Source organism: Flavobacterium sp. XGLA_31 (assembly GCF_051547105.1).
In the GTDB taxonomy this organism is placed as follows: domain Bacteria; phylum Bacteroidota; class Bacteroidia; order Flavobacteriales; family Flavobacteriaceae; genus Flavobacterium.
The window spans coordinates 508,981-530,832 of sequence record NZ_JBPTTM010000002.1; the positions used below are offsets into that span (position 1 = coordinate 508,981).

The window sequence follows — 21,852 nt, forward strand, 5'->3', positions numbered from 1 at the left end:
ATTTGGCTAATAATAAAAAGTTGGGGTTAGAGAGAAAGAAAAAGCCGTATTTGTTTACGGCTTTTTTGATGGGAATTATTTGTTATATTTACGACTATAATCCCAAATTCTCTTTTATGAAAATGTTTATCAAATTTGACTTTAACGCTGTTTGCCGCAAAGTATTGGAAGAAAAGCTCGAAAAGCATGGCATCAAACACCGCATATTGGGCTTTGGTGAAGTTGAAATTTTAGAAAAAGCAGATGACCACAAGTTTTCTGACTTGGCTGAAGAATTAGCAACATATGGAATTGAGATTATAGAGAATCAAAAAAGTATTTTAGTTCAAAAAATTAAGGATACCATTATTGAGATGATTCATAATCCTGATTTGGTTAATGTCAAAAGTTCGGTGTATTTGGCCGAAAAATTGGGACACAGTTACGGTTATCTTTCCAATTTATTCTCTGACACCACCTACACCTCTATTGAGAATTATATTATTTTACAGAAAATAGAGTATGCCAAGCAGTTGATTGTAAGCAGTGATTTGAGTTTGACCGAAATAGCATTCCAACTTAATTACTCGAGTGTTGCCCATTTGAGTACCCAGTTTAAAAATGTAACCGGTATTACACCTTCTGCCTTTCAGCGTATTATTGTGAAACGAAGAGCAATCGCCACTAAAATATAACCGCCATGAACAAAGATTATATCCATATTATTTTGGCTGACGACGACGAAGATGACCGAATGTTTTTTACCGATGCTTTTGATGAACTGAAAATCAATACAAAAGTCAACACCTTTAATGACGGAGTGGAACTAATGAATTACTTAAATCATCCTGAAGCCGTGTTACCCAATGTGTTATTTCTGGATTTGAATATGCCGAGAAAAAACGGTTTGGAATGTTTGAGTGAAATCAAAAGAGACGCCAAATTTAATGACATTGCCATTGCTATCTTTTCTACGTCATCTTCGGAAGAACACATTGAAGAGACCTTTGTACAAGGAGCTAATATTTACATTAAAAAGCCCAGTGATTTCAACACGCTGAAAAAAGTGCTTTCGGATGTGGTTACGATTAATTGGCAATACCACACATCAGGGTTGAATAAAGATAATTTTTTGTTGCGTTTATAACGATAAGCCATGAAATTGAAAGCAATTTATACCTCACCTATCTTTCTCAAAAGCATTTTTGTGGTTTCTATATTTGCTATATTTTTCATTTCGGCCGTAACCTTTAAACACATTAATCTGCTCAACAATACTTCCCGATGGGTCAATCGTTCTTATGATGTGAACCTTGAGTTGGAGCGGTTGTTTTCCTATCTGAAAGATTCCGAAACCGGACAACGTGGTTTTTTGATTACCAAAGACTCTACTTTTTTGCAACCGTATCTGAATGCCAAGCAAAAGATTGACAGTTCCTTTAAAAAAGTACGTCAGTATACCTATAACGATCCGGAGCAGGAAGACAACTTAAGAAAGCTGAAGTTTTACATCAATAAAAGGCAAAATTACCTTTCGAGTGCGCTTCATATGTCGTTAAAAAGAGACCTCAACGACAAAGAGCTGAAGAACAAATTGCTCATTGGAAAAAAAACCATGGACAGTGTGCGGAGTCAAATCAACACTATGATTCTTTTGGAGAAAAAAAATCTGAAAGAGCATGAATTGAATTATAAAGACACCATTAAAGTCACTCCTATTTTTGTTTATGTCATACTGCTGATTACACTGGTATTGATATCCATTTCATATATCCGGATTACCCGTGATTTGGACAAATTAAAAGCCTCTAATAACCATTTGGTAATCATGAATGAATCGAGTAATCTCGCCGAAATTGTGGGTAATTTTGGTAGTTGGCAACTCAACATGAGTACTCAAAACTATACCTTTTCGGATAATATTTATCGGTTATTGGGTTGCGAGCCTCAATCTTTCAGTGCCAATCAGGCTAACTTTATGAAATACCTTCACCCTGAAGACTTGCCATCGTACCAAGAGGCTACCATTACCATGGTAGAAGAAGGCCATTTGGCACCGTTTACCTATAGGATCATCCGTAAAGATAAGCAAGTTCGTTATTTCAGAACAACCGCCCGAATTGTAATCAACAAATCAGGAGAAGAAATCTTAATCGGAACCAGCAGCGATGTGACGGATGAAGTGTTGGCCTCTTTATCGCTGGAGCAACAAAATCTGGAACTCGAAGCCAGTAACAAGGAGCTATTGGCCTTTAACTATGTAGCCAGTCATGATTTGCAGGAGCCACTGCGCAAAATTCAGACTTTTGCATCGCGACTGACTGAAAAGGAGAACGATAACATTTCAGATACCGGAAAAGATTACTTAAACCGAATCAACAATTCAGTGGAAAGAATGCGAATTCTCATAGATGATTTATTGCAATATTCGAGAGCTACAAAAACTGAAAAGGTATTTGAAACCGTGAATCTGAATCATTTACTGGAGAATGCCAAAAGCGATTTGCTACAATCCATTGAAGAAAAAAATGCGGTTATCACCAGTGAGAAACTACCGAAGATGAAAGTCATTCCGTTTCAAATACAGCAATTATTTGCCAATCTTATCAGTAATTCATTAAAATACAGCAAGGAAAATGTTGTCCCCGAGATAAAAATCTCCTGTAAAAAAGTGACTGCCGCTGATGAAGCACTGATTCCGAAAACAACCAAGGATAAATTTTATAAAATTACTTTTGAAGACAACGGCATCGGGTTTGAGCAGATTTATGCCGAAAAAATATTCGTATTATTCAACCGACTGCACAATAAAAACGAATATGCAGGTACCGGCATTGGTTTGGCCATCTGTAAAAAAATTGTAGAGAATCACAAAGGTTTTATTTTTGCTCATGGCAAACCTACAGTTGGAGCCACATTTACTATCTATCTTTCAGAGGATTGCTAATTGAACGCCCTACGTTTCTTTAGTCTCTGCTTCTTTTACCCTTCTTTTCGTTTCTTATGGAAATTGTATAACAATTAAAAAAATTGTTGTAACACATTTCATGTCGAGGCATCGCAAATTTGTAATGTAATAATTGGTTCGAATTATTGCATGTAAAGGAAATGAACTAAAAAAACGGTCCCATGAAAAAGTATCTTATCCTCTTTGCATCTCTCTTTTTTTTATCCGGAAAAGCACAAGATGTTGCCCAACAAAAATTAGAGATTGACCCTGTCACTAACTGTGCATTGCGTTATTATTATTTTCCGAACATGGAAGCCTACTATGATCTCAAAGAAGGTGTATATCGTTACCAACAAGACAAAATCTGGAGAGTTGATGTAGCACTACCTCCAAACTACGGAGGCTATTCCCTGTTTAAAAATGAAAGGGTAATTATCACTGACTTTGAAGATGATACACCTGAACAATTCATCAAAGTCCATAGAAAGGAGTTTCCTTATAATCCCAAAGGAAGAATAAAAAGACCGCTACAATCTATGGTTCCGAATTCTGATGCCTTGTCGTTGATTGAATAAGTAATAAGATCAAAAGCTACTGTTATGAAAAAAATCATTTTATCTCTGGTTATTTGTTCTTGCTTTACTTTTGTTAAAGCACAAACCGCTTCAGGAAAGGAAACGGGTAGCGGCCCTGAAATCGGAATTAAAGGGGGTGTCAATTTCACCAACCTTTATACTGATCAGGTAGATGACAATAATGTACTGACGAGTTTTAACTTAGGCTTATATGCCAACTTGCCGGTCACCCATTTCATTTCCATTCAGCCTGAGTTTAATTTCTCCAGGAAAGGTTCAGAGTTGGTTTATAATAATGCTTTCGTAAGCGGAACCTCTCGGTTTAAACTAAATTATTTTGAGGTACCTGTGTTACTGAAAATAAACTTAACTCCCAATTTCAATATTCACTTTGGCCCTTACGCTGCTTACTTGATTGACGGGCAAGCTACCAACGAATCGAGTAACAGTAGTTTTAATTTTGAAGACAATCTGAGTAATGATAACTACCATAAACTTGATTATGGTTTGTCTGCCGGAATCGGAGTGGATTTTTCTGCTACCCATTTGGGTTTACGATACAATTACGGTCTGAATACGGTGGGTAAAGAAGGTAACTTTGGCGGAACAACCTACACCTTTCCCGACGGAAAAAACAGTGCTCTGAGTTTATACCTAGCCATTAAATTATAATTTTTAAAATATATAACGATGCAAAATTTATTATACACTATAGCCGCGGTACTCGTAATTTTATGGGTGTTTGGGTTCCTTGTTTACAATGTGGGAGCCATCATCCATATCTTACTGTTAATAGCCGTTATTGCAGTGTTACTCCGAATTATTAAAGGAAAAGAGATATAGGAACACCTCGACGCAAAACTTTAAATTAATTACCATGAAGACTATTTTCAGCAATGCAAAATTAGTGGTCGTTTTGTGTCTGTTTACTACCACTACTGTTTTAGCACAAGAGGCAAAACAAGAAACAAAAGAAAAAAAATACGACCAAGGGTTCCGTTTGGGCTTTGCCATAAATGGAGGCTTGCCAACCAAAGATCCTTATGATTACAATTTAGGAGCCGATGTTAGAATTCAATATGATTTATCTACAAGATATTCATTAACGCTGACCACGGGTTTCAGTAATTTTTTTGTAAGCGGAAAAGATAATGATTTAGGTTACATCCCCGTGAAAGGTGGATTTAAAGCCTTTGTACTAAAAGATAAATTGTATTTATTAGGAGAGGTTGGAGCGGCTTTCGCGGTGACCAATGATTATGATAAAACCTCATTTTTGATTAGTCCGGGAATAGGTTATGCTACTGATGCTTTAGATATTAGTTTGCGTTACGAGCATTACAGTGATTTTCCGATTCTCGAAAATGATATCCCCGGAACAGGTTTGGGACAAATTGCTTTGAGACTTGCTTATGGATTCCGACTTTAGGTTTCATAAGTAACAAAAAGGGTTGCCGATTGGCAACCCTTTTTTTGTATTAGAAAACTTCGCTTTCTTTAAGTTTTTCGGTATTGGCAACCAATTGAAGTTCGTCAATCATTTTTTGGAGGTTTCCATTCATAAATCCATCCAAGTCAAAAATACTCAAACCAATTCTGTGGTCTGTAATTCTTCCTTGGGCATAATTATACGTACGGATTTTGGCTGAACGATCCCCACTACTTACCTGAGACGAACGTTTCACAGCATCTTCAGCTTGTTTTTTAGCCAATTCCATTTCGTACAAACGCGAACGTAAAACGGTTAAGGCTTTATCTTTATTTTTATGCTGTGATTTCTCATCCTGACATTGTGCTACCAAGCCTGTTGGGATGTGTGTCATACGCACTGCTGATTTGGTAGTATTTACTGATTGACCACCCGGTCCTGACGAGCAGAAGAAATCAATACGCACATCGTTCATATCTATTTGAACGTCGAACTCTTCCGCCTCCGGCAAAACCATTACAGTAGCTGCTGATGTATGCACTCGACCTTGAGTTTCTGTTTGCGGAACGCGCTGTACACGATGTACTCCGGCTTCAAACTTTAAAGTACCGTAAACATCTTCACCGGTCACTTCAAAAATCACTTCCTTGAATCCTCCCGAAGTTCCTTCATTCATATCCACCACTGATGTTCTCCAACCGCGGCCTTCACAGTACTTGGTATACATACGATACAAATCCCCTGCAAAAATGGAGGCTTCATCTCCACCGGTTCCGGCGCGGATTTCCACCATGACATTCTTGGCATCTTCCGGGTCTTTGGGGATTAACATGAATTTAATCTCTTCCTCTAACTGAGGCAAACGTTCTTTAGCTTCATCCATCTGCATTTTGGCCATTTCCACCATTTCAGCATCTGAACCATCAGCCAATATTTCGTTGGCTTCTTCAATATTGTCTGTCAAACGCACATATTCGTCGCGTTTTTCCATCAATGCTTTTAAGCCTTTGTATTCTTGATTTAACTGTACATAACGCTTCTGATCGGCGATTACATCGGGCTGAATGATCAAATCCGAGATTTCGTCGAAACGCTGTTTTACATATTGCAATCTGTCTAACATGTTGTATTCTTTATTTCGAGCGCAAAAGTACAACTTTTTGTTCCAACTTAAAAGTTTCCGTTTTCAAGTTTTTTTAGGACGGTTTTAAGATGGTTTTAGGATTGTTTCGGAAATTGATTTACTAATTTTGTAAAAATCTTATTTTACAAATGACAAACTTTTCCAGAATCAAACGACAATATCATTTTATTTTACTTCAAAAACTAATTGTCGCTTCCGTACTGATTGGTTTTCTTTCGGCTTTTCTGGGTATTTCGTTGAAGCATATAACGGAACATTACGAAACTATTTTCTTTTCAAAAGCAGCGCATCATTGGTTATACATCATTTGTTTTCCTGTTTTCGGTTTGTCTGTGATTTATTTTTTACGCCATTATCTGTTCAAAAAGAAGTCTAACAAAGGGATTAAAGAGATTTTTGATGTAGCCCAATCCAAAACAAAAAACCTGCCGCTATATAAAATTCCTTCTCATTTTTTTAATGGTCTGCTGACTGTTGCTTTTGGTGGATCGACCGGGATTGAGGTATCTACGGTAGTCGCTACGGCAGCTATTGGCAATGTTGCACAACAAAAAGAAAAGAGATTTAAAAAGTATAAATCCGAATTAATTTGTGCAGGAATCACTGCAGGAATTACCGTTCTGTTCAGCAGCCCTGTTGCCGGTATTTTATTTTCTATGGAGGTGATAAGCCGAAAAAAAAATCGGATTTTCTTCTTGACTAACGGCATTGCTCTACTGGTTGCCACAGCTTTGTTATTATTCATGGATGAAAAACCTTTGTTCCCTATCTCCATCACAACCTGGCATGTTTATGCGATTCCTTATTTTATTGTACTTGGTATTTTGGCCGGGTTGAATTCGGTTTATTTAACCAAATCGGTGTTGTTTTTTAAAACAATGTTTGGCAAAATCGACAAGCATTATCACAAAATCATCATAGGCGGCGGCATTTTGAGCCTTTGTTTACTAATGTTACCCCAATTGTACGGTGATGGTTATCATGCGGTAAGGGGAATTTTTACAGAAACAAACCCCGTAGCCACATTGACCTCGTTGCTACCCTTAATCGGTATACTGCTGTTAAAGCCCATAGCGACTTCAACTACCCTGGCGGCCGGAGGTGATGGTGGTGTTTTTGCCCCTAGCCTTGTTATTGGCGCATTCCTGGGCTTATTGGTAGCCACTCTTTTGAATACCTATCTCAAAGCCAATGTTATTCCGATTAATTTTATGGTAATGGGTATGGCTGCTGTTCTGAGTGCCAGCATTCACGCGCCGTTTACCGCTTTGTTTTTAGTTTGTGGCATGATTAACAATTATTCCCTGTTCTTCCCTATTCTTATGGTTTGTTTGATTGCCCAATATACCTCAAAAATGATTTTTCCTTTTACCGTTTATACTTACAGCAAAACCGCTTAAATCATCCGTATGCCTATTAAAAAAATCAGACGAGGTTACCGTCGGACCCGATACATATTGTACAGAGAAACGTTAATTAATGCCAAAGAACATTTCTGGGCTTTTATGGGTTCCTCTATTGGTATTGGTATTATTGCTTATTTACAGTCGAGAACGCTCCCTCATTCAGATGTCATTTATCTGATTGGTTCGTTTGGTGCTTCGAGCGTCTTGGTATATGGTGTAATCCAAAGTCCGCTGGCACAACCCCGAAATTTAATAGGCGGGCATTTGGTCTCAGCGCTTATTGGAGTCACTGTTCAAAAAATGGCTCCTGATATTTTGTGGATTACAGCGCCTTTGGCCGTTTCGCTTTCTATCGTTTTGATGCAAATTACTAAAACATTACACCCGCCGGGAGGAGCCACTGCCTTAATTGCAGTTACCGGGTCGACTGAACTGAAAAACCTAGGCTATTGGTATGTTATTTCACCTGTATTACTGGGTTCATCATTACTACTTTTAGTTGCTTTATTCTTTAACAACATTACCTCCAATCGACAATATCCGGTGAATAAAAAGTTTTCTGAAATCAGAAAAAAGATTCCTTTTTTTCCGAAATATATGAATCCGAAATAAGTTTACTAATTTTACCGATTAACAAACACCATAAACATGAAATCAAAGATTGTTATATTAATAAGTACTACCGTAATGGCGGCCTGTTTAATCTCCTGTCAAAAAAAGTCACACAAAAAATTCGATAAAATTGAAAAATTGAGTTGGTTGATTGGTTCATGGGAACAAAAGATGCCGGAAGGCTTGCTAGCCGAAAACTGGAAAAAAGAAAATGACAGCACTTTCACCGGCAATACTTATTTTATCAATTCAAAAGATACTGTTCATTTTGAAAGTATCCAATTGGTGCAAAAGGATGATGAGCTGATTTATAGTGCAACTGTAACAGGGCAAAACAACGACAAAGCTGTTGATTTCAAGTTGACTTCTGAGGTTCAAAACACTTTTACGTTTGAAAATCCGGCGCATGATTATCCGCAAAAAATAGCTTATAAAAAAGTGAATGAAAATAATTTGATTGCCATGATTTCGGGCAAGCAACAAGGAAAGGAATCGAAAGAAAGCTATCCGATGCAACGAAAATAATGTCTAATTTCCCCTAAAAACTTATCAAAACTCACTCAATAGTGAGTTTTTTTTCATTTCTAATTCATACATAATCAATCAAATAAAATTATTATTTATATTTAATCTAAATAAACTTTTATTATTTGATTCCCATTTCTATATTTGCATCATTATTTTTAATTATTCTAAATAAATGTGTAAATATATCCAAACCCTAGCCCTAACACTCATGCTTTGTGCTTCAGGTTTCGGTCAAGAAACCCCAAAAGATGAAGAATTGTACGCCTTCGTAGGTGATACGGTAAAAAACAAAAAAGGAGAAGTCCTTAAAGAAGTCATTATCATTTCGCAACAACAAAAAACAATCGTTAAAAGCGGAAAAGCCAACATCAAGCCTTTAGATTTACCGCAAGCTTCAATGGTTATCGGGAAAGAAACCATCAAGCAACAACAAGTGTTACGACTCTCAGAAGCATTAAAAAATGCGAATGGCATATACGTTTCCGGGGCCAGTAATGCTTCGGGAAACAACCAAGAAGAGTTGGGTTCTCGTGGGTTCACCTTTAGTGGAGGTAACACCTTTAAAAACGGAGTTCGCATCAATGGTTCTATAATACCTGAAGCCAGTTCTTTGGAAAGCATTGAAATCTTGAAAGGGAGTTCGGCTCTGTTGTACGGAAACGTTGCCCCGGGGGGAATTTTGAATTTGATTACCAAAAAACCAAGATTTGATCATGGTGGGGAGTTGAACTTCAGAGCTACTGAATACAATTTCTTCAAGCCTACTGTAGATGTTTTTGGTGCTGTAAACAATAGTAATACCGTAGCGTATCGCTTTATCAGCAGTTACGAGCAAGGGAATAGTTTCAGAGACGATGTACAAACCAAAAGAATTTACTTCAACACTTCCTTTTTACTTGACATTTCTGCAAAAACATCTGTTTTAATTGAAGCAGATTATACCAAAGACAACAGAACACCCGATTTTGGATTGGCGACGATTGATTATAAAGTAATTGAATTGCCCAGAAATTCATTCTTAGGATTTAATTGGGGGAAGTTTGATTCCGAACAAGTGGGATTCACCACGACCATTAATCATGATTTAAATAAAAACTGGCAACTAAAAGGACTCTTCTCCTACCAAGGATACAGTACGAACTTACTATCCAGTTTAAGACCAAACGCAACTAATTTAGTTCAAGCTAATGGAGACTGGACCAGAGGAGTTCAAAAAACGGATACAGAACAAGATTACAGTATGGTTGAAGCGGATATAAACGGAACATTCAACACAGGTAAAATCAAGCATACTTTGCTTTTTGGTGCAGATGCCGATCAAAGCAACACCAGTACTTTGGCTTACAAAAACATTACTTATTATGATAAAATAAACATTTATAATCCAACGGTAATCCTTGACAAAAATTCTATTTACGCTAATACGGTTATACCCGCTATGGATAAAAATACCAATGCGCTAGCCAACATTAGAAGAGTCGGAGTTTATTTTCAGGATTTGATAGAACTTACCAAAAAAGTAAAAGTACTGGCCGGTTTACGTTACAGTTATTTGGAAAATACGACCAATACATTCACTTACTCCACTGGGGATAATTTGGAAACTAAAACACACGATAATATTGTTTCTCCAAAATTGGGTATTGTGTTCCAACCTACCAAAACCAATTCCATATTTGCCAGCTATTCCGATTCTTTTGTATTAAATACCGGAACAGACATCAATTTAAAAGCGTTGCCTCATTCAACGATTAATCAATATGAAATTGGTGTTAAAAACGAATTCCTTAAAGGCCACTTAGTAGCCAATTTAACAACGTATTTAATCGATTATAGTAATTTGGCACAAACGGATTTCAGTAATGGAAACACCAATACGAATATCAAAGAACTGGCAGGAGCCTATCAAAGCAAAGGACTTGAAGTTGATATTACAAGTCAACATAAAGGGTTGAAACTGATTGCCGGTTACAGCTTTAATGAAACAAAATATACTAAAAGTAACATTTATGACAGCGGAACACATTTACGCTTTTCACCCAAACACACTGCCAATGCCAGCGCCTTTTATACTTTTGAAACAACAAAATGCAAAGGTTTGGAAATTGGGTTACAATCCACCTATATCGGAGAGCGTTTAGGCGGGCGATTAAAACCTAACAATGCCTCTACAGCAGCTGAATTAGCACGAAAACCAATTCCTGTGGATGGCTTTTTACAATTGGATGCCTCTGTCGGTTATACCATTAAAAATTTCACTATCAGAACAAAACTATCAAACTTAGGCAATGTGGTAAGCTATTATGTATATGATGACAATACAGTAACGCCAATAGCACCGAGAATGTTAACCACAACTTTATCGTATAAATTCTAAACAAATGAAACAAACGACTATCCGCAACCTACACCGTGACTTAGGATATTTCTATATCGGATTGATTATTTCTTTTGCCGCTTCGGGCATCATGATGAACCACCGCGAAAGCTGGCATCCTGAAAAATACACCGTAGAAACCAAAACGATACAAGTAAATTTACCGGCAGAAGATAAAATCAATGAAAAATTTGCCGATTCGTTAGGCAAAGCTTTAGGCATTGACGATAAAATGCGTCGGAACAAAGTAGATGAAGGTAAGTTCAAAATGTCATTTGAAAAGCACGATGTCGAAATTGACATGAAATCTGGTAAAGGTGAAATTGTTTCTTATATCAAAACACCGGTTATCAGTCAAATGATGAAGCTGCACAAAAGCTCTTCTTCTTGGTGGATTTATTACGGAGATATTTTCGGGTTGTCTTTGATTATCATCGCCATAACCGGAGCTTTTATGATTCCGGTTGGAAAATTTAACTTTAAACGCAGAGGTTGGAAACTGGCTTTGGCCGGTATTGTCTTCCCGCTACTGTTTTTATTTTTGTTAGGTTAATTTTAAATTAGTTGAAAAGGTTCGCTATGCGAACCTTTTTTTATCTACATCGAATAATTCTTAAACATATATATCCAAATCATCCTTGACAGCCTGATGTTAAAACAACTCATGATAATAATGACTGTGGCAATAATCGGAATGATTCTAAGATCAAAAGTTTTGTCAAAAAAAGGACTGGCCAAGAAATAGGTAATAATACCCTCACCTACCGTCAAAGCATAATTGACAAACATAGCCCCAAAGAAATAACCCGGTTCTTTTTCATACTTAAAGCCGCAGTGACTGCAATGCTCGTGCATCTTTGGAAAGCCTAAACTGAAGAAGAAACTTTTGTCCGCAAAAACATCTCCCTTGTGACAATTAGGACATTTATTTCTCAAAATATAATACAAACTGTTTAACATGATTTTTTTCTGCAAAGGTAAAAGGTTCAAGAACACCAAATGTTTAGTATCTTCGCTAATTATAGCACAAAAAAGACATTTTGAAAAATAATCCCGTTTACAACATTCAGCACTTTAGCACTCCGATTCAGCAAAGTAATTTGTATGTAAACACTTTTAAAAACCATCTGAAAGCTCACCCTTTTATAGAAAAACCACATCGGCACAATTTTTATTTGCTGGTTTTGTTCACCGCCGGCAGCGGCATGCACGAAATCGACTTTGAGCGTTTTACCATCAAACCCGGAAGTCTTTTTGTGTTACAACCGGGACAAATGCATCACTGGGAATTGTCAAATGATATAGAGGGCTATATTCTTTTTTATACCCGGGAAAGTTACAATCTGCATTTTGGCAATAGAAAAATTGAAGATTATCCTTTTTATCAATCGATGCGAAACACCCCTGAAATTATCTTTTCTGAGGAAAAACTGTCAGCAATCCTGCCCTATTTTGAATTGCTGTTACAACAAAACAACACCGCTGTTTTTCTCAATTTACTGGACTGCATCCACATCAAAACAACACAGCTATACTTAACCGAAAACAATCACACCACCCATTCCTACAACTACAAAATCAGGGCGTTTGAAATACTGTTGGAAGAGTTTTATAAAACTCAGAAGTCTCCATCGTTTTATGCTGAAAACATGAATATTACATTAAAGCATTTAAACCGGATTTGCAAAGAAACCATCAATCAAACCGTGACCGAAAGTATCACCAATCGAGTAGTACTGGAAGCTAAAAGACTACTGATCAATCCCAACTATACTGTCAATCAAATTGCCGATACTTTGGGCTTTGAAAACTACTCCTATTTCACCCGATTGTTCAAGCAAAAAACCGGCATCACGCCACGTGAATTTCGTATGACACAAACTATCGGGCATTAAAATAAGTTGACAATGCAATGCAATTTGACAGCTCATTAAAGTATTGCGGATATTCCCGTATCACCCGACCCGTTTTTTCACCCGACTGTTTTTGCGCATAATCCATCATGTGCAAACATAACGCTTTGAATTTGTCAGTTTTCGCATTTTGATAGGCCAATTCATAATAACGAATCGTTTTGACACGGGTACGGTATTCTAAATTATCAATATAGGATTCATTGAGATAAGTATCATCATATGTGGTATAGCTACTATAACGCCGCATCATCCAGGAATTACCCATATCAGTCATATTCAGATAACAATTACCAATTAAGAAATAATAATAATCCCGGTCTTTACAGTTGACATCATTAGCCAGCCTTAGGTATTTTATCAAATGTTCCGTGATGGTGAGTTTGTTAACAAAATACTTCTCTTTACGCGGGATAAAATCCGGAGTGTATTTAAGAGTGTAAAACGGATTGCTGTCAAACTCCAAATACTCATCAAATCGCCCGCGTTCCCAAGCATTGTAGTTTTCTTCCCAGTAGGATTTTCGGATTGATCTGAAAGTTAGTAAAGCACTTCCCAACTGTTCTTCACGAATGTATTTAGTCCCCAGCAAATCGGTTAAATAGTCTTTATCATGGAGTAATACTTGATATATCTGATTTTTCTTTTGCTCAGGCGAAAGCCGGTTCAAAGCGTTCAAAATCGTCTGCAAATCACGGGCAGCGTACACAAAATCAAGATAATCAAAATAATTGTAAAACACATCTAAATTATCGGTAGTCAACAAGCGGTTCCCACGCCACTCTACATCATCGGCATTAGAACCAATTTCAGACCAGGAATGGTTCAAATTGGAGATCAGTGCCAAACCATCGAGCAGATTGCCTTTAAATTCCAATTCACGACCCAATGCAAAAATAAAACGCCGGTCATCGCTATGTTGTTTAATGATTTCCTGAACTTCATTTACAATAACCGCTTTACCAAAAGGTTGTCGGGCCGTTAAACATAACGCTTTCATCATGGACACTTCTGCACTCACTTTCTCATGAGGATACTGTCTTTCAAATGTTTTAATGGCAGCCAATGCCAAATCATATTGCTGTGTCATAAACAACAACTGAATTTCCGCTGCTTTCCACAATGCCGGATTATCTACTTTTCGCATATCGGCTTGCTGCACAAAATGCAATACTTCCTGCGCATACAAACGGTCTTTGTCAGAACGGGCGCGCAACGTGAGTGTCGTAATTTTGCTGGCCTCACTTTCGCTGTAATAATCTTCTTGTTCAATTGAAGGTGAGTAATTGGTATAGTAAGGCGTGTAAATCCAATCTTCGAGCTTGTTGATTTCGCGCAGCAATAAGAAATCGAGTGTTCTGAATTTGGGTTTGTTTTGGTAAATGATTTTCAGCTTATCCAGATTTTTAGTAATAATCCGTGGCGAAGCGTAAGCGTACAAATTGGCAATTTGTTCCGGTGTTTTGGCAAATGACAAAGCCGTATTCAAGTTAAATTCGCTATTGAAATAAAACTGGCTTGGAAATGCTTTTTCAGGGCAGTAAGCAAAAATCTCCGCGATGTCGTTGTAATTTCCTTTTGCATTATGTCCGAAACAATAAAAATACAAACTCCAATAGTAGACATAATCTTTTTGGCCTTTGGCAAAAGCTTCATGAAAAACGCGATTGACCGTCGCCATATCGCCATGGTAATACGCCAATCGGATGCATTGAAACGCATACTTTCTTTTCAGCATCAGATTTTTTTCAGTTTGATACGCACGATACAATTCGGCACTAAACTTCGCAGCGGAAGCTTCTTTATAATCCACTGAACGCTCCCAGGTATTATTACCCATGTAACCATTAAAATCTTCACATTTTTTGGCGTACCTAAAATACTTTAGCACATCGTTTCGGTGGTTTTTATACAAAAACTGCACAAAAGCATTGGGGCTTCCCGGGTGAATATCGGTAAATTTTAACTGATTATTAAACGCCACAATCTCCTCAAGGGAAACTTTCATTTTAGTGTATCGGTACCAATCCAGTATATTGGCTTCATACGTTATCTTGTCGGGAAACGAATCGCTCATCGTATCAAAACCCCACAAAAAGTTGTTATAATAAAACCCCGAATATTCTTTAAAATTAAAATACTTCGGACCAAACAGGCAATAGCGTACATCTTCACCATAAGGGGTATAACCGCAGGCGGTTATTTTGTAAACACTACTTAGAAAAAGCAGTATAAAAACCAATAAGTTCTTCATGGCTGTATTGCATATAAATGTTATCACTTACGTCAAAAAGGGCAATAGTCGTTTCATTGTCCATCTCAACATTCTTTTTAATCACGGCTATCGCTTCTTGGATGGTTGCAGCTGAGACATCTTCGTATTTTATTTGATCGGCAACACGGTAATATTCGGCCCAATGAAAAGAAGTGTCTTTGGTCACTTCATACCACATCGGTTTAATTTCTTTGGTAAAGCTTTTCAACTCTTCTCGATTTAAATCAACCAAACCCTGAAAATGATTGTTTTGATACCATTGTGCCCAACTGAAAACCGGCAAAGCCACATCTAAATGCAACGGGTAACTCCGCTTTTCGTTGAGGTAGGATTTGAGTTCGGCGATATCTAAAATGGAATTTTTGTCACTGCTCGTCAAAGGTTTAATCAAATTATAACACATCAGCATGGCTTTATCAACCGGCGGAACGCCCATGATTTCCTTGTATTTATACGGATACAATCGCAACGTACAACTGATTTCTTTCTTTGACAGTTCTTTGATTTTTCGCAGCAGATAAAAGTACTTCTCTTTGGTCGATTTCGTCCAGTCGCAATCAATTTGAATTTCTTTGCCAAAGTTTTTACCAAAGCCGCTCCCTCCTCTTTTGTTGATTAAAAAAACAATATTATCAGCCAGTTTATCCAAATCGCGCTCCGAATTGTACTTAAATATCTCGTTTTTGATAAAGACTGTCGGCACCACCTCAATACCTGTTTCATGTTCAAAAAAGTTGCCATAGTTGCTGAGCTTATCGTGTGGATAATTCCCCATAGCTTCCGAATAATCAACTTCAAAAAACTTGACGTATAACTTTTTAATACTGTCCGAAGCCAACTTAGCTTCAACTGCATAGCCCAAATCGTTGCTCTTCCAATAATAAAAAGCCCGTTCAACATGTAATACTTTGTTGTCCTTATTACAGCCTCCAAAGCACAGCGAAAGCATCGCTAAAAGAAATAGTTTTTTCATATCATTGCCTGTTTTCGGTATAACGTAAAATTCGTATTAAAAGTATATTTAATTTCTTAATTATTTTGCGTAAAAAAACCGCTTATTGCTAAGCGGGTTTTCATTATAATTTGCATACTAACTTGTGTCGTCAGCTTACTTCCTTTCGGGTATATTCGCCAAAATTTCCACAAGAAACTTCCAGAATTTCTGGGATGATTTGATAGAAGCTCTCTCATCCGGACTGTGTGCCCCATGAATAGTCGGTCCAAACGAAATCATATCCATACCCGGATAGTTGGTTCCCAAGATACCACATTCCAAACCGGCGTGACAGGCTACTACTTTTGGTTTTTCTCCTCCGTTTTGTTTTTCATAAAGATTGACTAAAACATCCAGTATAGGTGAATTCACATTGGGAGTCCAACCCGGATAACTACCGGAAAATTCAACTTCGCAGCCAAACAACTCATAGGCCGAACGCAAAGCGTTAGCCAAGTCCATTTTAGAACTCTCAACTGATGAACGTGTCAAATTCTGAATTGAAATTTCACCGTCTTTTACAATAACACGGGCAATATTGTTGGATGTTTCCACTAAGTCTTCCATATCGGCAGACATACGATAGACGCCGTTATGAGCCGCATAAATCGAACGAAGTAACCCTTCCTGAACACCTAAATCCATCACCTTGGCAGGCAAATCGCTTTTTTCGATATCGATAGTAAGATTGGGTTCCATCGTTTTAAATTCAGCTTTGATATCATTAATGATTTCTTGCATATCAAAAACAAATGCCTCGTCATACATACCGGCTACAATGACTTTGGCCACGCTCTCACGCGGAATCGCATTGCGCAAACTACCACCGCTAATTTCAGAAATCTGTAAACCAAAATTCTCAAATCCGTCAAACAACAAGCGATTCATGATTTTATTGGCATTCCCCAATCCTTTATGAATATCCATTCCGGAGTGACCGCCATTCAAACCTTTTACGGTAATGGTATAGCCCACTGAACCTTCAGGAACTGCTTCTTCTGTATACTTTCGAGTAGCCGTAACATCAATACCGCCGGCACAACCAATATCAATTTCGTCATCTTCTTCGGTATCTAAATTCAATAGTATTTCCCCTTTCAACACACCACCTTTTAAGTTTAAAGCTCCCGTCATTCCTGTCTCTTCATCTATGGTAAAAAGAGCATCAATAGCCGGATGCGGTATGTCTTTACTTTCCAATATTGCCATAATAGCCGCAACTCCCAATCCGTTGTCAGCTCCAAGTGTGGTTCCTTTGGCACGAACCCAGTCACCGTCAACATACATGTCAATCCCCTGGGTTAAAAAGTCGAAATTGGTATCGTTATTCTTTTGGTGCACCATATCCAAATGGCCTTGCAACACTATAGGTTTGCGGTTTTCCATACCCGGTGTGGCCGGTTTACGAATGATTACGTTGCGTATTTCATCCTCAAAAGTCTCTAATCCGAGGCTGTTTCCGAAGTTTTTCATGAATTCAATCACTCGCTCCTCTTTTTTAGACGGACGAGGTACTGCGTTTAAATCGGCGAACTTATTCCAAAGTGCTTTGGGTTCCAGATTTCTAATTTCTTGGCTCATTATATTTTAGTTTGTTAGTTTCAAAGTCGCAAAGTTACAAAGTTTAACTACTTTGGAAATTGATTTGTGATTATATTTACATTTTAAAAATTGGCCTTGAAACGCAAATACATACTTCCCGTATTTTTACTGATTCAGATTATCGCACTGAGGATACTCGCTTTTTTTCCTGAAACTGTAGAGCAGCTTTACAGCAAGGGTCTGTATGTTTGGATTTCACATTTTTCCAGAACAGTTTTGGGAAAAATTCCGTTTTCAGTAGGTGATATCATTTATGGAATTGTTATCATCTATTGCATTTATTGGTTCTACAAAAAACGTAAGCTCAACTGGAAAAGCAAAGTTTGGTCGGCACTTAGTTTTCTTTCTGTAGTTTATTTTCTGTTTCATTTGCTGTGGGCATTCAATTACTACCGATTACCTCTTTTTGAAAAGATGAAAATTTGCAGAGAATATACCGAAGCTGATTTGATTTCATTCACTGAAAAATTGATTGCAAAAACTAATGAGGTCCAATTTGCTCTGACAAAAGACCGCAACAAGAAAGTAGTGAATCCATATTCTCAAGACAGTATTTTTAAACTGACACAAAACGGATACGATAACTTGGCTCAACAATACCCAATGTTTCAATATGAAATTCCGAGCAGGAAGAAGTCTTTAATAAGTTTGCCGCTCACGTATATGGGATTTGGCGGATATTTAAATCCTTTTACCAATGAGGCACAGGTTAATGACAAATTACCCATGTATAGTTTTCCCAATGTGGTATGTCATGAAATGGCACACCAAATTGGCTTTGGCAGTGAAAGTGAATGCAATTTCATTGGTTTTATGGCTTGCATCAAAAATAAAGACTTGTACTTTCAATATTCAGCCTATACTACTGCTTTGCGTTATTGTCTGGGTAGTATTATCGAGAAAAATGAAGAACGATTTAAAGAACTGAAACCGACAATCAACAAAGGAATTCTTGAAAACTTTAAAGAAAGTGAACAGTTTTGGGAACAATACGACACCTTTATCGATAAAGGATTCCATATTTTTTATGATCAGTTTTTGAAGACCAATCAGCAAAAAGACGGCTTGGAGAGCTACAGCAAATTTGTGGATTTATTGATTAACTACTACAGAGACAAGGAGATAAAGTAAATAAGACATTCCATCACCAAAGAAGGAACGCGGAACAGACTTATTACTTCAACTTAACGAAGCGATACACAGTCTGAAGTGCCGTAATATCACTGTTGTCAGACGTTGCATACTTTTTTTCATTCAGAATAAATTATCTTGTTCTTTTCTATGTCAAACAATTACAGAAACAATAATTACTCACCAGGGTAAGTCCCCGGCTCCTATATACCTACGACATAGCTAAAGTATGGGAAAGTCATAGATAAAGCATCAATGGTGACAGATTGCAAGATTAGGAACAGAGTGTCATTCTTTAAAAAAACACCTGTTTTGACAGTTTGTCTTTTAATCGCAAAAGGATTTTGCTGCGCAACATCCTTCAAAGCTCCGCTTTGAAAATGAAAAAGCCCAATAAAAATACTCAAACAAGTTTGGATATTTTTATTGGGCTTTTTCAATTATTTGTGATCTCAGAAGGATTCGAACCTTCGACCTACTGCTTAGAAGGCAGTTGCTCTATCCAGCTGAGCTATGAGACCTTGCTCTTAGAAAATTTCTTCTTTCGTCGGGGTGGCAGGATTCGAACCTGCGACCTCCTGGTCCCAAACCAGGCGCGATGACCGGGCTACGCTACACCCCGAAAGCGGAGAGACAGGGACTCGAACCCTGGCGACGGTTACCCGTCGACAGATTAGCAATCTGCTCCGTTACCACTCCGGCACCTCTCCTAAATTTTCAAATTGTATAAGAACATTTTCTTAAAGCGGTTGCAAATGTAATTTATCATTCTATAATTTACAACTATTTCATTTCTTTTTTTATCTATTAAAATAAATATTTACAAAACAAGTTCAAAGTCAATACAGTAGCCTTTTTCATTTTTTATTATTTTCATTGATTTAAGAATAATTGGGCTTTGAATTCCATAATTTGCAATAAAAGTTTAGTTTTGCAATACAAACAAACAACAAGTATTATGAGTAAAAAAGTAGTGATCGTATCAGCAGTAAGAACCCCAATAGGAAGCTTCATGGGTTCATTATCCACCGTTACTGCTGCCCATTTAGGTGCAACAGCCATTAAAGGCGCTTTAGATAAAATTAATTTAGATTACAACCTGGTTGATGAAGTGTTAATGGGTAATGTCGTTCAGGCTGGTGTCGGACAGGCTCCTGCCCGTCAGGCGGCTATTTATGCCGGATTACCAAACACTGTAATCTGTACCACAATAAACAAAGTTTGTGCATCCGGAATGAAAGCAGTAATGCAGGGAGCACAGGCCATCATGATGGGAGATGCTGAAGTAGTAGTAGCCGGAGGGATGGAAAACATGAGCCTGATTCCTCATTATGTACACATGAGAAACGGAGTGAAATTTGGCCCATCTACTTTAGTTGACGGCATGCAAAAAGACGGTTTAGTTGATGCTTATGACAATAATGCCATGGGAGTAAGCGCTGATTTGTGCGCAACTGAATATAAAATTACCCGTGAAGAACAAGATGCTTTTGCTATTCAATCTTATGAGCGTTCGGCTAAAGCCTGGAGTGAAGGTAAATTTGATAACGAAGTGGTACCGGTTACTATTCCGCAACGTCGTGGCGATGCTATTGTTTTTTCTAAAGACGAAGAATTTACCAATGTAAAATTAGATAAAATACCAGCTCTTAACCCTGCCTTTACTAAAGAAGGAACAGTGACAGCGGCTAATGCTTCTACCATCAATGACGGAGCTGCAGCTTTGGTATTGATGAGTGAAGAAAAAGCTTTAGCATTGGGATTAAAACCATTGGCTTACATCAAATCTTACGCTGATGCTGCACAAGAACCTAAATGGTTTACCACATCTCCGGCCAAAGCATTACCAAAAGCATTAAACAAAGTAGGATTGTCTCTTGCTGATGTAGACTTTTTTGAGTTTAACGAAGCTTTTTCAGTAGTAGGTTTAGCCAATGCTAAAATTCTAGGTTTAGATAACAGCAAAGTAAATGTAAACGGAGGAGCCGTTTCCTTAGGCCATCCGCTGGGATGCTCAGGAGCGCGAATTATCGTGACACTGATTAACGTTCTGGAACAGAATAATGCCAATATTGGTGCCGCAGCAATCTGTAACGGAGGTGGTGGTGCTTCTGCCCTAGTGATAGAAAGAGCCTAATCATATAGAATATATCTGAATGTTTGCCATTTGTAACCTTGCTATAATTCCTTTACGAGCTGAGCCCAGTGACCGTAGCGAGATTGTTTCGCAGGTACTGTTTGGTGAGCATTTTGAGATTTTAGAAACACAAAATCAATGGGCAAAAATCAAATTACAATTTGATGATTACGAAGGCTGGGTTGATTCTAAGCAATACCAAATTATTAGCGACAAGAATTTTAAAGATTTATCCAAAGACGCCATAATCCTGAATTCTGATTTGGTGGAATATGTGACCAACGCAAAAAATATGCTTTTGCCGATTCCACTGGGAGCCTCGCTTTCGTTTTTAAACCATAGTGATATCAACACCGAAGGATTTGAATTTGAAGGCATGAGAATAAGCGGTATCAAACCCAAATCGGATTTAATTAGCACTGCGTACATGTATCTGAATGCTCCCTATTTATGGGGCGGTAAAACACCTTTTGGAATAGACTGTTCAGGCTTTACCCAGATGGTTTACAAACTAAACGGTTACAAGCTTTTACGTGATGCTTCGCAGCAATCAACACAAGGAGATGCTCTCAGTTTTATTGAAGAAAGTGAACCTGGAGATTTGGCCTTTTTTGATAATGAAGAAGGCAAAATTATTCACGTGGGTATCATGATGGAAAACAACTACATCATCCATGCCAGTGGTAGAGTTAGGATTGACCGATTGGATCATTTAGGTATTTATAATGCAGAACAAAACAGACATACTCACCGATTAAGGGTCATTAAGAAAATAATATAAACCGAAACATGAGTTTCGG

At 37.7% G+C, this 21,852-nt stretch carries 21 protein-coding genes and 3 tRNA genes; 16 read left to right on the top strand and 8 right to left on the bottom strand.

Annotated features, from left to right (window positions below):
- Positions 1-116 precede the first annotated feature (116 nt).
- The 7 genes from ACSVH6_RS06340 (at position 117) to ACSVH6_RS06370 (ending at position 4,933) form a co-directional block, all read left to right on the top strand.
- A complete protein-coding gene (locus ACSVH6_RS06340; RefSeq protein ID WP_438076665.1) occupies positions 117-674 on the top strand; it encodes a helix-turn-helix domain-containing protein in 558 nt (185 codons plus the stop codon).
- 5 nt (positions 675-679) lie between these two features.
- Positions 680-1,126 (top strand): response regulator, encoded by a 447-nt coding sequence (locus ACSVH6_RS06345; RefSeq protein WP_438076667.1) that lies wholly within the window; start codon positions 680-682, stop codon positions 1,124-1,126.
- A 9-nt stretch (positions 1,127-1,135) separates the two neighbouring features.
- A complete protein-coding gene (locus tag ACSVH6_RS06350; protein WP_438076669.1) occupies positions 1,136-2,926 on the top strand; it encodes a sensor histidine kinase in 1,791 nt (596 codons plus the stop codon).
- 182 nt (positions 2,927-3,108) lie between these two features.
- Positions 3,109-3,504, top strand: a complete 396-nt coding sequence (locus ACSVH6_RS06355; protein WP_438076671.1) for a hypothetical protein — start codon at positions 3,109-3,111, stop codon at positions 3,502-3,504.
- A 24-nt stretch (positions 3,505-3,528) separates the two neighbouring features.
- Positions 3,529-4,176, top strand: a complete 648-nt coding sequence (locus ACSVH6_RS06360; protein WP_438076673.1) for a porin family protein — start codon at positions 3,529-3,531, stop codon at positions 4,174-4,176.
- Positions 4,177-4,194: 18 nt separating this feature from the next.
- Positions 4,195-4,347: a lmo0937 family membrane protein gene (locus tag ACSVH6_RS06365; RefSeq protein WP_438076675.1), complete on the top strand. Its 153-nt coding sequence runs from the start codon at positions 4,195-4,197 to the stop codon at positions 4,345-4,347.
- A gap of 34 nt (positions 4,348-4,381) precedes the next feature.
- On the top strand, positions 4,382-4,933 hold the full coding sequence (locus ACSVH6_RS06370; protein ID WP_438076677.1) for a hypothetical protein: 552 nt from the start codon (positions 4,382-4,384) through the stop codon (positions 4,931-4,933).
- 49 nt (positions 4,934-4,982) lie between these two features.
- Here the strand turns inward: ACSVH6_RS06370 and prfA are convergent, their stop codons facing one another.
- Positions 4,983-6,056, bottom strand: a complete 1,074-nt coding sequence (gene prfA, locus ACSVH6_RS06375; RefSeq protein WP_438076679.1) for a peptide chain release factor 1 — start codon at positions 6,054-6,056, stop codon at positions 4,983-4,985.
- Positions 6,057-6,205: 149 nt separating this feature from the next.
- Here prfA and ACSVH6_RS06380 point away from each other — a divergent pair, with 149 nt between their 5' ends.
- From ACSVH6_RS06380 to ACSVH6_RS06400, 5 genes are all read left to right on the top strand, one after another.
- The gene (locus tag ACSVH6_RS06380) at positions 6,206-7,477 is read left to right on the top strand and encodes a chloride channel protein (protein ID WP_438076681.1); all 1,272 of its coding nucleotides are present in this window, start codon (positions 6,206-6,208) and stop codon (positions 7,475-7,477) included.
- Positions 7,478-7,486: 9 nt separating this feature from the next.
- Positions 7,487-8,095 (top strand): HPP family protein, encoded by a 609-nt coding sequence (locus ACSVH6_RS06385; protein WP_438076683.1) that lies wholly within the window; start codon positions 7,487-7,489, stop codon positions 8,093-8,095.
- 36 nt (positions 8,096-8,131) lie between these two features.
- A complete protein-coding gene (locus ACSVH6_RS06390) occupies positions 8,132-8,620 on the top strand; it encodes a DUF6265 family protein (protein ID WP_438076685.1) in 489 nt (162 codons plus the stop codon).
- Positions 8,621-8,795: 175 nt separating this feature from the next.
- Positions 8,796-11,000: a TonB-dependent siderophore receptor gene (locus tag ACSVH6_RS06395; protein ID WP_438076686.1), complete on the top strand. Its 2,205-nt coding sequence runs from the start codon at positions 8,796-8,798 to the stop codon at positions 10,998-11,000.
- Between the two features lie 4 nt (positions 11,001-11,004).
- On the top strand, positions 11,005-11,553 hold the full coding sequence (locus ACSVH6_RS06400; protein ID WP_438076688.1) for a PepSY-associated TM helix domain-containing protein: 549 nt from the start codon (positions 11,005-11,007) through the stop codon (positions 11,551-11,553).
- Between the two features lie 44 nt (positions 11,554-11,597).
- On the opposite strand, the gene ACSVH6_RS06405 is transcribed toward ACSVH6_RS06400, so the two are convergent.
- Positions 11,598-11,960 (bottom strand): DUF983 domain-containing protein, encoded by a 363-nt coding sequence (locus tag ACSVH6_RS06405; protein ID WP_438076690.1) that lies wholly within the window; start codon positions 11,958-11,960, stop codon positions 11,598-11,600.
- Positions 11,961-12,040: 80 nt separating this feature from the next.
- Here ACSVH6_RS06405 and ACSVH6_RS06410 point away from each other — a divergent pair, with 80 nt between their 5' ends.
- Positions 12,041-12,895: a helix-turn-helix domain-containing protein gene (locus ACSVH6_RS06410; RefSeq protein WP_438076692.1), complete on the top strand. Its 855-nt coding sequence runs from the start codon at positions 12,041-12,043 to the stop codon at positions 12,893-12,895.
- Here the strand turns inward: ACSVH6_RS06410 and ACSVH6_RS06415 are convergent.
- The 3 genes from ACSVH6_RS06415 to ACSVH6_RS06425 all read right to left on the bottom strand — a co-directional run bounded on the left by ACSVH6_RS06415 (position 12,882) and on the right by ACSVH6_RS06425 (position 17,763).
- Positions 12,882-15,167, bottom strand: a complete 2,286-nt coding sequence (locus ACSVH6_RS06415; protein WP_438076694.1) for a hypothetical protein — start codon at positions 15,165-15,167, stop codon at positions 12,882-12,884. The two genes, ACSVH6_RS06410 and ACSVH6_RS06415, sit on opposite strands and share 14 nt — an antisense overlap.
- Positions 15,127-16,161 (bottom strand): hypothetical protein, encoded by a 1,035-nt coding sequence (locus tag ACSVH6_RS06420; RefSeq protein ID WP_438076696.1) that lies wholly within the window; start codon positions 16,159-16,161, stop codon positions 15,127-15,129. The genes ACSVH6_RS06415 and ACSVH6_RS06420 overlap by 41 nt, the downstream gene beginning before the upstream one ends.
- Positions 16,162-16,296: 135 nt before the next feature.
- Positions 16,297-17,763: an aminoacyl-histidine dipeptidase gene (locus ACSVH6_RS06425; protein ID WP_438076698.1), complete on the bottom strand. Its 1,467-nt coding sequence runs from the start codon at positions 17,761-17,763 to the stop codon at positions 16,297-16,299.
- 96 nt (positions 17,764-17,859) lie between these two features.
- Between ACSVH6_RS06425 and ACSVH6_RS06430 the strand changes: the two genes are divergently transcribed.
- The gene (locus ACSVH6_RS06430) at positions 17,860-18,915 is read left to right on the top strand and encodes a DUF3810 domain-containing protein (protein ID WP_438076699.1); all 1,056 of its coding nucleotides are present in this window, start codon (positions 17,860-17,862) and stop codon (positions 18,913-18,915) included.
- A gap of 447 nt (positions 18,916-19,362) precedes the next feature.
- Here the strand turns inward: ACSVH6_RS06430 and ACSVH6_RS06435 are convergent.
- The 3 genes from ACSVH6_RS06435 to ACSVH6_RS06445 all read right to left on the bottom strand — a co-directional run bounded on the left by ACSVH6_RS06435 (position 19,363) and on the right by ACSVH6_RS06445 (position 19,625).
- Positions 19,363-19,436 (bottom strand) — tRNA-Arg (locus tag ACSVH6_RS06435).
- 26 nt (positions 19,437-19,462) lie between these two features.
- Positions 19,463-19,537, bottom strand: a tRNA-Pro gene (locus ACSVH6_RS06440).
- Between the two features lie 4 nt (positions 19,538-19,541).
- Positions 19,542-19,625: transfer RNA gene (locus ACSVH6_RS06445), tRNA-Ser, on the bottom strand.
- Positions 19,626-19,873: 248 nt separating this feature from the next.
- Between ACSVH6_RS06445 and ACSVH6_RS06450 the strand changes: the two genes are divergently transcribed.
- Both ACSVH6_RS06450 and ACSVH6_RS06455 read left to right on the top strand, forming a co-directional pair.
- Positions 19,874-21,052 carry an acetyl-CoA C-acyltransferase gene (locus tag ACSVH6_RS06450; RefSeq protein ID WP_438076701.1) on the top strand — a complete coding sequence of 393 codons (1,179 nt, stop codon included), beginning with the start codon at positions 19,874-19,876 and terminating at the stop codon, positions 21,050-21,052.
- Between the two features lie 19 nt (positions 21,053-21,071).
- The gene (locus tag ACSVH6_RS06455) at positions 21,072-21,833 is read left to right on the top strand and encodes an NlpC/P60 family protein (protein WP_438076703.1); all 762 of its coding nucleotides are present in this window, start codon (positions 21,072-21,074) and stop codon (positions 21,831-21,833) included.
- The last annotated feature ends 19 nt before the right edge of the window (positions 21,834-21,852 follow it).

What these genes read in the sequence shown, in the direction of transcription:
- ACSVH6_RS06340 (WP_438076665.1), top strand. Translation starts at nt 117, where the DNA reads ATGAAAATGTTTATCAAATTTGACTTTAACGCTGTTTGCCGCAAAGTA.
- ACSVH6_RS06345 (WP_438076667.1), top strand. Translation starts at nt 680, where the DNA reads ATGAACAAAGATTATATCCATATTATTTTGGCTGACGACGACGAAGAT.
- ACSVH6_RS06350 (WP_438076669.1), top strand. Translation starts at nt 1,136, where the DNA reads ATGAAATTGAAAGCAATTTATACCTCACCTATCTTTCTCAAAAGCATT.
- ACSVH6_RS06355 (WP_438076671.1), top strand. Translation starts at nt 3,109, where the DNA reads ATGAAAAAGTATCTTATCCTCTTTGCATCTCTCTTTTTTTTATCCGGA.
- ACSVH6_RS06360 (WP_438076673.1), top strand. Translation starts at nt 3,529, where the DNA reads ATGAAAAAAATCATTTTATCTCTGGTTATTTGTTCTTGCTTTACTTTT.
- ACSVH6_RS06365 (WP_438076675.1), top strand. Translation starts at nt 4,195, where the DNA reads ATGCAAAATTTATTATACACTATAGCCGCGGTACTCGTAATTTTATGG.
- ACSVH6_RS06370 (WP_438076677.1), top strand. Translation starts at nt 4,382, where the DNA reads ATGAAGACTATTTTCAGCAATGCAAAATTAGTGGTCGTTTTGTGTCTG.
- prfA (WP_438076679.1), bottom strand. Translation starts at nt 6,056, where the DNA reads ATGTTAGACAGATTGCAATATGTAAAACAGCGTTTCGACGAAATCTCG.
- ACSVH6_RS06380 (WP_438076681.1), top strand. Translation starts at nt 6,206, where the DNA reads ATGACAAACTTTTCCAGAATCAAACGACAATATCATTTTATTTTACTT.
- ACSVH6_RS06385 (WP_438076683.1), top strand. Translation starts at nt 7,487, where the DNA reads ATGCCTATTAAAAAAATCAGACGAGGTTACCGTCGGACCCGATACATA.
- ACSVH6_RS06390 (WP_438076685.1), top strand. Translation starts at nt 8,132, where the DNA reads ATGAAATCAAAGATTGTTATATTAATAAGTACTACCGTAATGGCGGCC.
- ACSVH6_RS06395 (WP_438076686.1), top strand. Translation starts at nt 8,796, where the DNA reads ATGTGTAAATATATCCAAACCCTAGCCCTAACACTCATGCTTTGTGCT.
- ACSVH6_RS06400 (WP_438076688.1), top strand. Translation starts at nt 11,005, where the DNA reads ATGAAACAAACGACTATCCGCAACCTACACCGTGACTTAGGATATTTC.
- ACSVH6_RS06405 (WP_438076690.1), bottom strand. Translation starts at nt 11,960, where the DNA reads ATGTTAAACAGTTTGTATTATATTTTGAGAAATAAATGTCCTAATTGT.
- ACSVH6_RS06415 (WP_438076694.1), bottom strand. Translation starts at nt 15,167, where the DNA reads ATGAAGAACTTATTGGTTTTTATACTGCTTTTTCTAAGTAGTGTTTAC.
- ACSVH6_RS06420 (WP_438076696.1), bottom strand. Translation starts at nt 16,161, where the DNA reads ATGAAAAAACTATTTCTTTTAGCGATGCTTTCGCTGTGCTTTGGAGGC.
- ACSVH6_RS06425 (WP_438076698.1), bottom strand. Translation starts at nt 17,763, where the DNA reads ATGAGCCAAGAAATTAGAAATCTGGAACCCAAAGCACTTTGGAATAAG.
- ACSVH6_RS06450 (WP_438076701.1), top strand. Translation starts at nt 19,874, where the DNA reads ATGAGTAAAAAAGTAGTGATCGTATCAGCAGTAAGAACCCCAATAGGA.
- ACSVH6_RS06455 (WP_438076703.1), top strand. Translation starts at nt 21,072, where the DNA reads ATGTTTGCCATTTGTAACCTTGCTATAATTCCTTTACGAGCTGAGCCC.